At 62.1% G+C, this 13,020-nt stretch carries 11 protein-coding genes; 3 read left to right on the forward strand and 8 right to left on the reverse strand.

Going from position 1 to position 13,020, the window contains the following annotated elements:
- Nucleotides 1–16: 16 nt before the first annotated feature.
- The 7 genes from FHT73_RS07750 to FHT73_RS07780 form a co-directional block, all read right to left on the reverse strand.
- The gene (locus tag FHT73_RS07750) at nt 17–805 is read right to left on the reverse strand and encodes a crotonase/enoyl-CoA hydratase family protein (protein WP_183710756.1); all 789 of its coding nucleotides are present in this window, start codon (nt 803–805) and stop codon (nt 17–19) included.
- Nucleotides 802–1,671, reverse strand: coding sequence for a hydroxymethylglutaryl-CoA lyase (locus tag FHT73_RS07755; RefSeq protein WP_183710758.1), 870 nt, complete (start codon nt 1,669–1,671; stop codon nt 802–804). Before FHT73_RS07755 ends, FHT73_RS07750 begins: the two co-directional genes overlap by 4 nt.
- A complete protein-coding gene (locus FHT73_RS07760; RefSeq protein WP_183710760.1) occupies nt 1,668–3,656 on the reverse strand; it encodes an acetyl/propionyl/methylcrotonyl-CoA carboxylase subunit alpha in 1,989 nt (662 codons plus the stop codon). Before FHT73_RS07760 ends, FHT73_RS07755 begins: the two co-directional genes overlap by 4 nt.
- Before the next feature lie 9 nt (nt 3,657–3,665).
- Entirely contained in the window at nt 3,666–4,049 is a 384-nt protein-coding gene (locus FHT73_RS07765) for a RidA family protein (protein ID WP_112335569.1), read from the reverse strand.
- A 10-nt stretch (nt 4,050–4,059) separates the two neighbouring features.
- The gene (locus tag FHT73_RS07770; protein WP_183710762.1) at nt 4,060–5,667 is read right to left on the reverse strand and encodes a carboxyl transferase domain-containing protein; all 1,608 of its coding nucleotides are present in this window, start codon (nt 5,665–5,667) and stop codon (nt 4,060–4,062) included.
- Between the two features lie 35 nt (nt 5,668–5,702).
- Nucleotides 5,703–6,866 carry an isovaleryl-CoA dehydrogenase gene (locus FHT73_RS07775; protein ID WP_183710764.1) on the reverse strand — a complete coding sequence of 388 codons (1,164 nt, stop codon included), beginning with the start codon at nt 6,864–6,866 and terminating at the stop codon, nt 5,703–5,705.
- An 86-nt stretch (nt 6,867–6,952) separates the two neighbouring features.
- Nucleotides 6,953–10,462, reverse strand: a complete 3,510-nt coding sequence (locus tag FHT73_RS07780) for an indolepyruvate ferredoxin oxidoreductase family protein (protein ID WP_348648125.1) — start codon at nt 10,460–10,462, stop codon at nt 6,953–6,955.
- 273 nt (nt 10,463–10,735) lie between these two features.
- On the opposite strand from FHT73_RS07780, the gene FHT73_RS07785 reads away from it, so the two are divergent.
- Nucleotides 10,736–11,395, forward strand: coding sequence for a glutathione S-transferase family protein (locus tag FHT73_RS07785; protein WP_183710768.1), 660 nt, complete (start codon nt 10,736–10,738; stop codon nt 11,393–11,395).
- Between the two features lie 6 nt (nt 11,396–11,401).
- On the opposite strand, the gene FHT73_RS07790 is transcribed toward FHT73_RS07785, so the two are convergent.
- Nucleotides 11,402–12,298 carry a LysR substrate-binding domain-containing protein gene (locus FHT73_RS07790; protein ID WP_183710770.1) on the reverse strand — a complete coding sequence of 299 codons (897 nt, stop codon included), beginning with the start codon at nt 12,296–12,298 and terminating at the stop codon, nt 11,402–11,404.
- Between the two features lie 150 nt (nt 12,299–12,448).
- On the opposite strand from FHT73_RS07790, the gene FHT73_RS07795 reads away from it, so the two are divergent.
- On the forward strand, nt 12,449–12,634 hold the full coding sequence (locus FHT73_RS07795; protein ID WP_112605737.1) for a hypothetical protein: 186 nt from the start codon (nt 12,449–12,451) through the stop codon (nt 12,632–12,634).
- Nucleotides 12,635–12,662: 28 nt separating this feature from the next.
- Nucleotides 12,663–13,019 (forward strand): MmcQ/YjbR family DNA-binding protein, encoded by a 357-nt coding sequence (locus FHT73_RS07800; RefSeq protein WP_183710772.1) that lies wholly within the window; start codon nt 12,663–12,665, stop codon nt 13,017–13,019.
- Nucleotide 13,020 lies beyond the last annotated feature (1 nt).

The following is a 13,020-nucleotide window of genomic DNA, read 5'->3' on the forward strand; positions in this document are numbered from 1 at the left end:
GATAACGGCATGCGCTTTAACCCGTTCGCCAGTTCGGCTGCCGCTTTTCGAAGAAGGCAGTAATGCCTTCCTTCGCCTCGTCGGTCTCCCAGGCATCCGCCAATTGCTCGACGACGTGATCGATCATGCTATCGGTAACCGGCCTGCCGACAGAGCGCGCCAAGGCCTTGGCACGGGCCGCTGCCTGCGGCGATGCCGCCAGGAAATGGCGGACTTCCGACTCCACGGCCTCGTCCAACGCCTCCTCCGCCACGACTCGTGACAGAAGACCTGTTGCATGTGCCTGCCAGGCATCGATGATCTTGCCGGAGAGGAAGAGCGGGCGGGCATTCGTCTCGCCGATCCGGGCGACGACATAGGGGCTGATGGTGGCGGGAATGATGCCGAGGCGTACTTCCGTCAGACCGAAGCGGGCTGTCGATGCCGCGATCACCATGTCGCAGACGCTGAGGATTCCGATGCCGCCGCCGAAGGCATTGCCATGAACGCGGGCGATCAGCGGCTTGGGGAGCTCGTTCAACGCCTTGAACAACATGGCAAGCCGACGCGCTTCCACCATGCGTCCGTCCCGCGTGGCGTCGAATTGGGCGCGCATCCAGCCGAGATCGCCGCCGGCGCAGAAGCTGCCCCCCTCACCGGTGAGCACGACGACACGCACCGCTTTGTCATGGGCAAGCTCATTCGTTGCAGCCGTGAGATCATCGATCATCTCGGCCGACAGGGCATTGTGCTTTTCGGCGCGCATCAGCGTCAGATAGGCGACACCGCGCTCGTCGGTGGTGATGCGGATCGTTTGCGATATCATGCGGCACTCCCGAGGCTGCGGGCGAAGGCGGCGGCCGCCGCAAGCTTGTCTTTATCAAGACCGGTTTCGTATCCCTGCGTCTCCAGATAGTCGCAGACCGCCACGGTATCGACATTGCCCTTGGCACCGGGGGCAAAGGGGCAACCACCGAGGCCGCCGGTCGAAGCATCGAAGACGCGCAGGCCGCGCTCCAGAGCGACGGCGATATTCTCCAGTGCGCGCCCCGACGTATCGTGAAAATGCCCTGCCAGAACCATGGCGGGCAGTTCGCCCAGCACTGCGGCAAGCATCCGGTCGACAGCCCCAGGCGTACCTTTGCCGATCGTGTCGCCAAGGCTGATTTCATAGCAGCCAAGGGCACGAAGCTGCCAGGCAACGCTGACGACATTCTGCGGCGGTATGGCACCCTCATAGGGGCATTCGACGACGCAGCTGACATAGCCGCGCAACGGGACACCGCGATCCCGGCTGGCAGCGGCAACCGGCCGGAAGCGCTCAATGCTCTCGGCGATCGAGCAGTTGATGTTGCGCATGGAGAAGGTTTCGGAAGCGGACGCAAAGATCGCGACCTCATCGGCGCCGGCGGCGAGGGCGGCTTCGAAGCCCTGCATGTTGGGCGCCAGCGCTGCATAGCGGATGCCGGAATGCCGCTCTATGCCGGCCATGACATCGGCGGCATCGGCCAGTTGCGGCACCCATTTCGGACTGACGAAGCTCGTCACTTCGATGCGCTCAAAACCGCAATCGGAAAGCCGGTTTACCAGCTCGATCTTCCGCGCGGTATCGACCAGCTGCTTTTCATTCTGCAGACCGTCGCGCGGCGCCATCTCGACGATGGTGGCGTGATTGGAAGGCTTGTTGATCATGGCGCATCCTCCGGTCGAAGCGACAGAAGCACGGCGCTTTCGCTGGTCTGATCGCCCTCGCCGACATGCAGACTTTCGACGATGCCGTCGCGGGCGGCCGTCAGCGTCAGCTCCATCTTCATGGCCTCCATGACGATCAGGGCCTGGCCTTTGGTCACCGAGTCGCCTTCGCGCACGCGGACGATCTTGACGAGACCCGGCATCGGCGCGATGACGCGGTCACCGCCGCTGGCCGCCTCTTCTCCACCGTCGAGAAGATCGAGGCGATGGAAATGATGCGTCTGCCCATCAAGGAACAAAGTCACACCTGACGATGTCTCGAAGACACCCAGTTGAGATTGACGGCCGTCGATCTCGACGTGGCGGGCAAGGCCCTCACCCGCGAGCAAGCGAACGAGAATGATGCGATCGTCAAAGGCGACGCCGAACAGCGACCGACCCCTTGCAGCCACGCGGCAAGTCTGATGACCGCCGGCAAAATGCACCGTGACTGGCCGGCTCGCCTCGCCCCAGAGCTGCCAAGGGCCGAGCGACAGCCACGGGTCATTGCCAGCGGCTTGCGCAAACCCACCTGCCTCAACAATGGCGGCAATGGCAAGAGCCGCATCGTCGGGCTGCCGCGCGGAAGTCAGCGCCTCCACGTCACGGTCGATCAATCCAGTGTCCGGATGGCCGGCGGCGAAATCCGATTGACGGCTGAGGCGAATGAGGAAATCGAGGTTGGTCGTGGTCCCGGCGACCTGCGTCTGCTCCAGGCCTCGCGTGAGCTTCGCCAGGGCGGCTGCCCGATCCGGCGCGTGCACCGTCAGCTTGGCGATCAGCGGATCGTAATGCGGGGTGATGGTATCGCCCTCGCGCACGCCCGCATCGATGCGGACATCGCCTTCGGGAAAGCGTAAGCGAGAGAGCGTGCCGGTTGCCGGCAGGAAGCCGCGCGCCGGATCCTCCGCATAGATACGCGCTTCGAAGGCCCAGCCGTTTATGGTGAGCTCATCCTGAGCCTTCGGCAGCGGCTCGCCGCTCGCGACGCGCAATTGCCATTCCACCAGATCGACGCCGGTTATCGCTTCGGTGACGGGATGCTCGACCTGCAGGCGTGTGTTCATTTCCATGAAGAAGAAGCGATCCGGCGACAGCCCGTCGGAGACATCGACGATGAATTCAACCGTGCCGGCGCCGCGATAATCGATGGCGCGGGCGGCGCGAACAGCCGCTTCACCCATGGCGGTGCGCATCTCCTCTGTCATACCGGGGGCCGGTGCCTCCTCGATCACCTTCTGGTGCCGGCGCTGCAGCGAGCAATCGCGCTCGAAAAGATGCACGGCATTGCCATGACTGTCGCCGAAGACCTGGATCTCGATGTGGCGCGGTCTAACGAGATATTTTTCGATGAGCACCGCATCGTCGCCGAAAGCGGATTTCGCCTCGCGCTTCGCCGCCTCCAGCGAAGCCTCGAAATCCTCGGGACGGTCGACGCGGCGCATGCCCTTGCCGCCGCCGCCTGCCCGCGCCTTGATGAGAACGGGAAAGCCGATTGCGGCCGCCTGATCGGCAAGGAAGCCGGCCTCCTGCCCATCGCCGTGATAGCCGGGCACGACAGGTACGCCCGCCCGCTCCATCAGCGCCTTGGCCGCATCCTTGAGGCCCATGGCCCGGATCGAGGCCGGCGATGGGCCGATGAAGACCAGACCGGCAGCCTCGACCGCCTCTGCGAAATCGGCATTTTCCGAGAGAAAGCCGTAGCCTGGATGAATGGCCTCCGCTTGAGTGCGTTGAGCTGCCGCAATGATCTTCTCTTTCGAAAGATAACTTTCGTTCGCCGCCGCCGGGCCGATATGGACGGCCTCGTCGGCTAGCGCCACGTGCAGCGCATTCCGATCGGCGTCGGAATAGACGGCGACCGTGCGGATGCCGAGACGCCTCGCCGTGCGGATGACGCGGCAGGCGATTTCGCCGCGATTGGCGATCAGTATCTTCGAAAACATCGGCAGACCCTATTGCGCGGCAATGACTTCGACTTCGAGCAGCCAGGCCGTATCGAAAATACCGGCGATCACTACAGTCATGGCCGGCGCGAGCGAGCCGAGATATTCGCTGCGAATCTCGCGGTTCTCAATCGTATGATGTCGATCGGCGAGAAAGGTGGTGACCTTGACGATATCGTCCTTCGTCATGCCGGCCGCCTTCAGCTGGGCGTCGATGTTGTGCCAGACCTGACGGGCCTGCGCCTTAAATCCCTCCGGCAAGGCGTCATCGACATCGGTCGGTATCTGTCCGCTGATAAAAAGTAGTCGCTCGAAATTCTCCAGCTTTACAGCTTGGGCATAACCGCCGCGGGGCTGCGGCGCATTCTTGGCATTGATGGCATCGCGTTTCATCTCCGTCTCCTCACATCCTGAACAGACCGAAGCGTGTGTCTTCGATCGGTGCGTTGAGTGCTGCTGAAAGCGACAGAGCCAGCACGTCGCGGCTCTTACGCGGATCGATGATGCCATCGTCCCAAAGGCGGGCCGAGGCGTAGAGCGGGTGGCTCTGGGTTTCGAACATCTTGAGCGTCGGCGCCTTGAAGGCGGCCTCTTCTTCCGGCGCCCAAGGCTTGCCGGCACGCGCCAGCGCCTCGCCGCGCACGGTGGCGAGCACACCCGCCGCCTGCTCCCCGCCCATGACGGAGATGCGGCTGTTGGGCCAGGTCCAGAGGAAACGCGGCGAGTAGGCGCGACCGGCCATGCCGTAATTGCCGGCGCCGAAGGAGCCGCCGATCAGCATGGTGATCTTCGGGACCTTGGTCGTGGCGACAGCCGTCACCAGCTTGGCGCCGTTCTTGGCGATGCCCTCCGTCTCGTATTTGCGGCCGACCATGAAGCCGGTGATGTTCTGCAGGAAGACCAGCGGGATCTTGCGCTGGGAGCAAAGCTCGACGAAATGCGCGCCCTTCAGCGCCGACTCCGAGAAGAGGACGCCGTTGTTGGCGATGATCCCGACAGGGATACCATGGATATGGGCAAAGCCGCAGACCAGCGTCGCGCCGTAGCGCGCCTTGAATTCATCGAGGCGGGAGCCGTCCACCATGCGGGCGATAACCTCGCGCACGTCATACGGCGTGCGCAGATCCGAGGGGACGATGCCGAGAATTTCTTCAGGATCGTAGAGCGGTGCATCGGGTGTACGACGCTCGACGCTCTCGGGTTTGCGGCGATTGAGATTGGCGACCGCCTGGCGGGCGAGCGCAAGTGCATGGGCATCGTCGCGTGCCAGATGATCGGCAACACCGGAGAGGCGCGTGTGAACATCGCCGCCGCCGAGATCCTCGGCTGAGACCACCTCCCCCGTCGCCGCCTTGACGAGCGGCGGACCGGCGAGAAAGATCGTCCCCTGCTTCTCGACGATGATGGTTTCATCCGACATGGCCGGCACATAGGCGCCGCCTGCCGTGCAGGAGCCCATGACGACGGCGATCTGCGGGATGCCGGCGGCCGACATATTGGCCTGATTGTAGAAGATGCGGCCGAAGTGATCGCGGTCCGGAAACACCTCGTCCTGATTCGGCAGGTTGGCGCCGCCGGAATCGACGAGGTAGATGCAAGGGAGATTGTTTTCGGCGGCGATCTCCTGCGCGCGGAGATGCTTCTTCACCGTGATCGGATAGTAAGTGCCGCCTTTGACCGTGGCATCGTTGCAGACGATCATGCAATCGCGGCCGGAAACGCGGCCGATACCAGCGATGAGACCGGCGCCCGGCGCGTCGCCGCTATAGAGACCGTGCGCGGCAGTTATGCCGATTTCCAGAAACGGCGTGGCGGGATCGATCAAGCCGGCAACGCGATCGCGCGGCAGCATCTTGCCGCGGCTGACATGGCGCTCACGCGCCTGCACGCCGCCGCCTTCTGCCGCCTGCGACGCCGCAGCCTCGGCAATGCCGATCGCCTCCAACATGGCGGCGCGATTTTCCCGGAAGCGATTCGAATGCGTCGATATCTCTGATTTCAGGACGGTCATGCGCTTCACCGGTTGATGGGAATGGAATTTCGCAATCAGGCCGTTTCGCCGAACAGCTCGCGGCCGATCAGCATGCGCCGGATCTCGGAGGTGCCGGCACCGATCTCGTAGAGCTTGGCGTCGCGCAGCAGCCGTCCGGCGGGATAGTCATTGGTATAGCCGTTGCCGCCGAGCGCCTGGATGCATTCGAGCGCCAGCGCCGTCGCCTTCTCGGCGGAATATAGGATGCAGCCGGCTGCATCCTTGCGGGTCGTCTCACCGCGATCGCAGGCGGCAGCCACCGCATAGACATAGGCACGGGCGGCATTCATGGTGACATACATGTCGGCAAGTTTGCCCTGCATGAGCTGGAACTCGCCGATCGATTGGCCGAACTGCTTGCGCTCATGCATGTAGGGCAGCACCACATCCATGCAGGCGGCCATGATGCCGACGGGGCCGCCGGAGAGGACGACGCGCTCGTAATCGAGGCCGGACATCAGCACACGCACGCCGCCGTCGACCTGCCCCAGAACATTCTCCTCCGGCACTTCACAATCGAGGAAGATCAGCTCCGAGGTGTTCGAGCCGCGCATGCCGAGCTTGTCGAGCTTCTGGCCGACGGAGAAGCCGGGGAAGCCTTTCTCGACCAGGAAGGCGGTGATCCCCTGCGGGCCGGCATCCGGCGAGGTCTTGGCGTAGACGACGAGAACGTCGGCATCGGGACCGTTGGTGATCCACATCTTGCTGCCGTTCAGCACATAGCGATGACCGCGTTTCTCCGCTTGCAGCTTCATGGAGACGACATCGGAGCCCGCGCTCGGTTCCGACATAGCGAGAGCCCCCACATGCTCGCCCGAAATCAGCTTCGGCAGATAGCGCTCCTTCTGCGCGGTCGTGCCGTTGCGGTAGATCTGGTTGACGCAGAGATTGGAATGGGCGCCATAGCTTAGGCCGACGGAGGCCGACGCGCGGCTGATTTCCTCCATCGCCACCGTATGGGCGAGATAACCGAGACCCGCCCCGCCATAGGCTTCATCGACGGTGATCCCCAGCAAGCCGAGGTCACCCATCTCCTTCCAGAGATGCATTGGGAAACTGTTGTTGCGGTCGATCTCATCGGCAAACGGCGCGATGCGGTTATTGGCAAAACGGCGCACCTGCTCGCGCAATGCGTCAATGTCCTCTCCCAGCGCGAAGTTCAATCCCCCTGCAAACATCCGGCTTCTCCTCCCGATATTCCCGAACGCGCGATCCTTACGAACCTATACCTCTTTATGCCCGCTTCAAGTTTCGGCTATCGCCATCATGCGGCGTCGGCAGGCATGGGCTGTTTGCCCTGCGTATTCACAGGCGCCTCATAGGCCTTCAGCTTGTCAGCAATTCTCACCATGATCTTGCGGGCGGCCTCCTCCTTGACCGGTCCGAAGCCTCTTATCTCATCAAATAGCGAGAGGATGGCAAGGGCCTCGGCCTCGTTGTCATGGCGCAGACCGGCAAGTACCCGCTCGGCGACCCCTTCATAATCAGCGATCAGGCGACGCTCCAGCCGGCGTTCCGCCATATAGCCGAAGGGGTCGAAGGGCGTGCCGCGCAGGCGCTTCATCGGCGCAAGGACGCGGAGCAATGGCAGGATCCACGCGCCGAACTCGCGCTTCTTCGGCCGGCCGTTCGGATCCTTACCGCCAAGCACGGGCGGCGCGAGATTGAGGGCCAGCTTGAAATCCCCCTCCATCTCCTCGCGCAGATGCGCCTCGAAGGCGGGATCGGTCAGAAGACGAGCGACTTCGTATTCATCCTTGTAGGCGAGAACTCGTGCATAGGTGACGGCAACCGCAAAAGGCACCTTATCCGAAAGCCGCTCTTTTGTAGACAGAGCATTGGCGTGGGCCACAAAGGCGGCATAGCGTTCGGCAAGCGCCGCATTCTGATAGGCGGTCAGATGCGCCTTGCGGTGTTTGATGAGTTCATCGAGGCTCAGCTCCGTCAGCGTCTTACCCGTCCGGGGTTCCGCCATCATGGCATGTACGGCCTGCGGGTCGTGCGCCAGAAGCCGCCCCCATTGGAAGGCGGAAAGGCTCGCCTTGACGGCGACCCCGTTGAGCTCGATCGCCTTTTCGATCGCTTCCAAAGAGAGAGGCAAAAGGCCGCGCTGCCAGGCAAAGCCGGTCAGCAGGATATTGTTCGACATGGCATCGCCGGTCACCTCCGTCGCGACATGGCCGAAGTCGAGGAAAATGGACTTGTCGCTGACGGTCTTTGCGATCGCGTGCTGGATCGAACCGGTCTTGAAATCGAAGTCGCGGTTGCGGACGAAATCGGCGACCGGCATCAGCCCGGTGTTGACGATGGCCGTGGTGCGCGTCGGCGAGCAGAGCGTGATCGCATCCTTGGAGGCACCCACCACCTCGTCCGCTGATAACAGCAGATCCGCGCCGCCATTGACGATACGCGAGGAGGTGACATCGGCCTGATTGTGGCCGATGCGCAGGTGGCTCATCACCGCGCCGCCCTTCTGGGCAAGGCCTGCCATGTCGAGGATCATCGGCACCTTGCCGTCGAGATGCGCGGCCATGCCGAGGATCGCGCCGATCGTCAGGATGCCCGTGCCGCCGACGCCGGCAATCGCGATATTCCACGGACGATCGCCGATGACGGGGATTTCGGGCATTGGGACATCGACATCGGCATGATCAAGCGCCTTTCGCTTGCGGCGCTTGCCGCCATGAACGGTCACGAAGGACGGGCAGAAGCCTTTGACGCAGGAGAAATCCTTGTTGCAGCTCGACTGGTTGATCTGGCGCTTGCGGCCGAATTCGGTTTCCAGCGGCTCGACCGAGATGCAGTTGGATTGCACCGAGCAATCGCCGCAGCCCTCGCAGACGGCCGGATTGATGAAGACGCGCTTGGCCGGGTCTTCCATCAGCCCGCGGCTGCGGCGACGGCGCTTCTCCGCGGCGCAGGTCTGAACGTAGACGATCGCCGAACAGCCTTCGGTCTCGCGCAGCGTCAGCATCACCTGATCGATATAGTCGCGATGCAACACCTTGACGCCGGGCGCGAGGTCGGAAGCGTGATAGGCATCGGGATTGTCCGAGAGCAAATAGATCGGCTTGACGCCCTCATCATGCAGCTGCTTCGTCACCAGCTGCGGCGTCAGGTAGCCGTCGATCGGCTGGCCGCCGGTCATGGCGACGGCATCGTTGTAGAGCAGCTTGTAGGTGACGTTGACCTTGGAGGCGACGGACTGGCGGATGGCGAGAATGCCGGAGTGGAAATAGGTGCCGTCGCCGAGGTTGACGAACATGTGCTTTTCGTCGGTATACCGGGCGATCGCCGTCCATGGCACGCCTTCGCCGCCCATCTGGGTGAAGGTCTCGGTGTTGCGGTCCATCCAGGTGACCATGTAGTGGCAGCCGATGCCGGCAATGGCGCGGCTTCCTTCGGGAACGCGGGTGGACGTATTGTGCGGACAGCCGGAGCAGAAGAAGGGTGTGCGGTTCAGCGGCGCCACATGGCTGCGGCTGATCTGGCCGCGCTCGGCGAGATAGGCGAGCTTGGCGGCGATGCGGTCATGCAGGCCTTGATCGAGATCGAGCTTGACGATACGCCCCGCAATCGCTCTGGCGACGGCGCCGACAGTCAATGCCGCGGAGAGGCTGAGATAAGGCTTATCGTGTTCGTCGAACTTGCCGACGATTCGCGGACGGACATCGGCCCGCCAGTTGAAGAGCTGCTGCTTGATCTGGTTCTCGATGATCTCGCGTCGCTCCTCGACGACGAGAACCTCGTCCAGCCCTTCGGAGAAATGCCTGACAGCCTCGGGCTCCAGCGGCCAGGGCATGCGCACTTTCAAGATACGCAGGCCGATCGCTCCCATTTCCTGTGGTCCGATCTCCAGCTCGCGCAGTGCCTGCAGCACATCCTCATAGGCCTTGCCGGACGAGATGATGCCGAGGCGGGCGTTCGGCACATCGTGCGTGATTTCGTCGACGCGATTGGCACGGGCAAAGGCGATGGCCGCATAGGCCTTGTAGGTCTGCAGACGATCGTCCTGTACCAGCGGCGGATCGGGCCAGCGCAAATTCAACCCACCGGGCGGCATTTCGAAATCGGTCGGCAGCACGAATTGCCGCCTCTCGCCTGACAGATCGACAGCCGCCGTCGTCTCGATGGTGTCGGCGATGAACTTCATGCCGACCCAGCAGCCGGAATAGCGCGACATCGCGATGCCGAGGAGGCCGTATTCGAGGAATTCGTGGATGGACGAGGGATAGATGACCGGGATGACTGCAGACATGAAATCATGGTCGGTCTGGTGCGGCATGGTGGAGGATTTGGCGGAATGATCGTCGCCGGCAATACAGAGGACGCCGCCATATTTGGAGGTGCCCGCAGCGTTTGCGTGCTTCAGCACGTCGCCGGAGCGATCGACACCAGGGCCCTTGCCATACCAGATGCCAAGTACGCCATCCTTGCGGGCGCCGGGGGAAAGGCCGACCTGCTGCGAACCCCATACGGCCGTCGCAGCAAGATCCTCGTTGATCCCGGGCTGGAAGGTGACGTCATGAGCGTCCAGGTAAGTCTTGGCTTTCAAGAGCTGCTGGTCGTAGCCGCCGAGCGGCGAGCCGCGATAGCCTGAAATGAAGGCCGCCGTATTGAGGCCGGCAGCGCGGTCGCGGCGCATCTGCGTCATGGGCAGCCGCACCAGCGTCTGCAAGCCGGTCATGAAGACGCGGCCTTCCTCTGCGGTATATTTGTCGTCTAGCGATACACTGGTCGCAAGCATCTGCTCTCCTCCCGAGATCGCAGTCACCAATTGCGCTTTCTTCTCGCCGGAAACCTCCTACCGCTTCCAACGAAAATCATTGTGGAATTCTAACATGCACCCGCGCTAATTTCCGAACGAAGGCGGGGCGTCGGCCGCATGATTTGTAAAGAATTTGGGCTGCTCACAGATATTTTCGTGCTTCGACCCGTCGCATAGGCGCATCCATCACGAGCTTTCATCGGAGATATCAGCCGCAAGGGGTTTTATGCATGCGACTCACCCCCTAAGGTCGCGCTCACTCGAATCTAGGAGACGCATATGCTGACGATCTACGGTGTCTATCGCTCGCGCGCTTCGCGCAACTATTGGATGGCTGGGGAGCTCGGCGTCGAGTTCAAATCCGTGCCCGTCATCCAGGCCAGCCGGCTTGCCAATCCGCTGGCTGCCGATGCGCCAATCAACACGATGTCGCCAGAGTTTCTGGCAGTCAATCCGATGGGCATGATCCCCTGCATCAAGGACGGCGACCTCATTCTGCATGAATCGCTCGCCATCAATCTTTACCTCGCGCGCAAGTATGGCGGTCCTCTGGCCGGCAAGACGGTGGAGGAAGAAGGGCAGATGTCGATGTGGACCATGTGGGCGGCAACCGAAGTGGAGCCCTACAGCGTCGCGCTCGTTCGCATCTATGACAATGCCCAGGAAAACAGCGAGGCCGGCAAGGCCGGGATCGCCGTTGCCTGCCGCTCGCTGAAGAAGCCGCTCGACGTGCTGGAAAAGCATCTGCAAAGTCAGGATTATCTCGTCGGCCATCGCTTCACGGCCGCTGACTTGAACCTCGCGGAAGTGATGCGCTATGCCCAGACAGAACAGGAATTGTTCGATGCGCGTCCGAAGATGAAGGCCTGGATCGACCGCTGCCAGGCACGCGATGCCTACAAGGCCATGCAGGCGACCCGCGGTCACGAGCCGGTCTGATAGACCCTATCGGAAGAGACGCATGCTCTCTTCCATCTCCTCGCGAATCCAGGCCTTGAAGGCGGTCACCTTCTTCGGCTCCCGCACGCCGGGGGCGGTGACGAAATAATGGCCGAAGCCCGTCTTTACGCGGATACCGAAGGGATCGACGAGGCATTTCTGCTGCAGAGCATAGCCAGCCAGCGTCTGCCAGGCGAGCATCACCCCCTGCCCTGCTATGGCCGCATCCAGACAGAGCGACGCGTCGTTGAAGATGTGCCGCTCTTCCATGCAATGGCCCGATAGTCCCGCCTTGCGCAGCCAGACCTCCCAGCCGAACATCGCATGTCCATCGATGACGGCGGGGACTTTCAGAAGATCGGCGGGCTCCTGCAGCCCTGCAGCGATCTGCGGCGTGACGACCGGGAACACTTCCTGCGCCAAAAGCAGCTCAGACTTGACGCCGGGCCATTGCCCGCTGCCGACCCGGATGCCGATATCGACATCCGATGTCGCCGGATTGATCAGGCGCGTGGTGGCGTCGATACGTAGACGGATATCGGGGTGACGGCTGGCAAAGCGGTCCAGCCGGTACACGAGCCAGCGGGCCGCAAAGACCGGCGCGACCGAAATCGTAAGGATATTCTCATCCTCGTGCTGCGCAAGCGCGACTGCGGCCGTAAGCGCTTGGAAGCCCTCGTTAAGCCTCGTCAATATCGCCAGCCCCGATGCCCTGGCCATCATGCCTTTTGGAGTTCGCTCGAACAGCGACCGACCGAGCTGCGCCTCCGCCTTGATGACCTGCTGGCTGACCGCACCGACCGTTACACCGAGTTCGTCGGCGGCCGCCTGCAGCGAACCGAGCCGCCCGACCGCCTCGAGGGCGCGCAAGCCATTCAGATGAACGTTGTTTAGGTTTCTCATTATAGAATATCTATATCAGTATCTCCGCATTCTCAATTGCATTGAGCGCATGCTCGCGCGATTATCACACCATGAAATTGAAGACCGTCGCCGCTTGCTCAGCTGATGCCCTCATGGTTGCATCGATGCGAGCATCCAAGGAGGCATACCATGTCGATCTTGAAGCTTTTCTTCAGTCATCTTCTCGAAGAGGATCGCAAACCGGACAGCGATCCGTTGCAGCATCCCATACTTGCGGCCATGTCGCTTGAGGAATTGGCCGACCTGCCGCTGATGCCGGAAAATCTGGGGCGGCCTATGGACAAGCGGACCATTCAGCCGGAAGAATGCGCATAAGAGAGTTAATCATCGCACTCAAACGCGCATGACGTTAAATGTAGGCATGGACGCCATAGCGGAACGATTGCAGCGGCTGGTGGCGCAAGCCCGGCTGCCTGAGGTCGAACCTGGCCTTCATTACGGCCTGCCGGCCTTCAAAGTTGGTAGCAAGGCGTTCGTGACCGTCAAGAACAACGAGACCATCGTGCTGTCGCTGCCGATCGACCGAAAGGAGCAACTGATGGAAATGGCGCCGGAGATCTACTACCAGACGGATCACTATATCGGCTGGCCCTCGCTGCCGCTGCGGATCAAAGCAATCGGCGACGAGGAACTGGAGCTACGCTTGATCGAGGCGTGGCGATACCGCGCCCCGAAAAAACTTCTGGCAATGTTCGGCTGAT

Source organism: Rhizobium sp. BK098 (genome assembly GCF_014193155.1).
In the GTDB taxonomy this organism is placed as follows: Bacteria; Pseudomonadota; Alphaproteobacteria; order Rhizobiales; family Rhizobiaceae; genus Rhizobium.

Excerpts from the sequence above, each read along its gene's own strand:
- FHT73_RS07750 (WP_183710756.1), bottom strand. The coding sequence starts at position 805 with ATGATATCGCAAACGATCCGCATCACCACCGACGAGCGCGGTGTCGCC.
- FHT73_RS07755 (WP_183710758.1), bottom strand. The coding sequence starts at position 1,671 with ATGATCAACAAGCCTTCCAATCACGCCACCATCGTCGAGATGGCGCCG.
- FHT73_RS07760 (WP_183710760.1), bottom strand. The coding sequence starts at position 3,656 with ATGTTTTCGAAGATACTGATCGCCAATCGCGGCGAAATCGCCTGCCGC.
- FHT73_RS07765 (WP_112335569.1), bottom strand. The coding sequence starts at position 4,049 with ATGAAACGCGATGCCATCAATGCCAAGAATGCGCCGCAGCCCCGCGGC.
- FHT73_RS07770 (WP_183710762.1), bottom strand. The coding sequence starts at position 5,667 with ATGACCGTCCTGAAATCAGAGATATCGACGCATTCGAATCGCTTCCGG.
- FHT73_RS07775 (WP_183710764.1), bottom strand. The coding sequence starts at position 6,866 with ATGTTTGCAGGGGGATTGAACTTCGCGCTGGGAGAGGACATTGACGCA.
- FHT73_RS07785 (WP_183710768.1), top strand. The coding sequence starts at position 10,736 with ATGCTGACGATCTACGGTGTCTATCGCTCGCGCGCTTCGCGCAACTAT.
- FHT73_RS07790 (WP_183710770.1), bottom strand. The coding sequence starts at position 12,298 with ATGAGAAACCTAAACAACGTTCATCTGAATGGCTTGCGCGCCCTCGAG.
- FHT73_RS07795 (WP_112605737.1), top strand. The coding sequence starts at position 12,449 with ATGTCGATCTTGAAGCTTTTCTTCAGTCATCTTCTCGAAGAGGATCGC.
- FHT73_RS07800 (WP_183710772.1), top strand. The coding sequence starts at position 12,663 with ATGACGTTAAATGTAGGCATGGACGCCATAGCGGAACGATTGCAGCGG.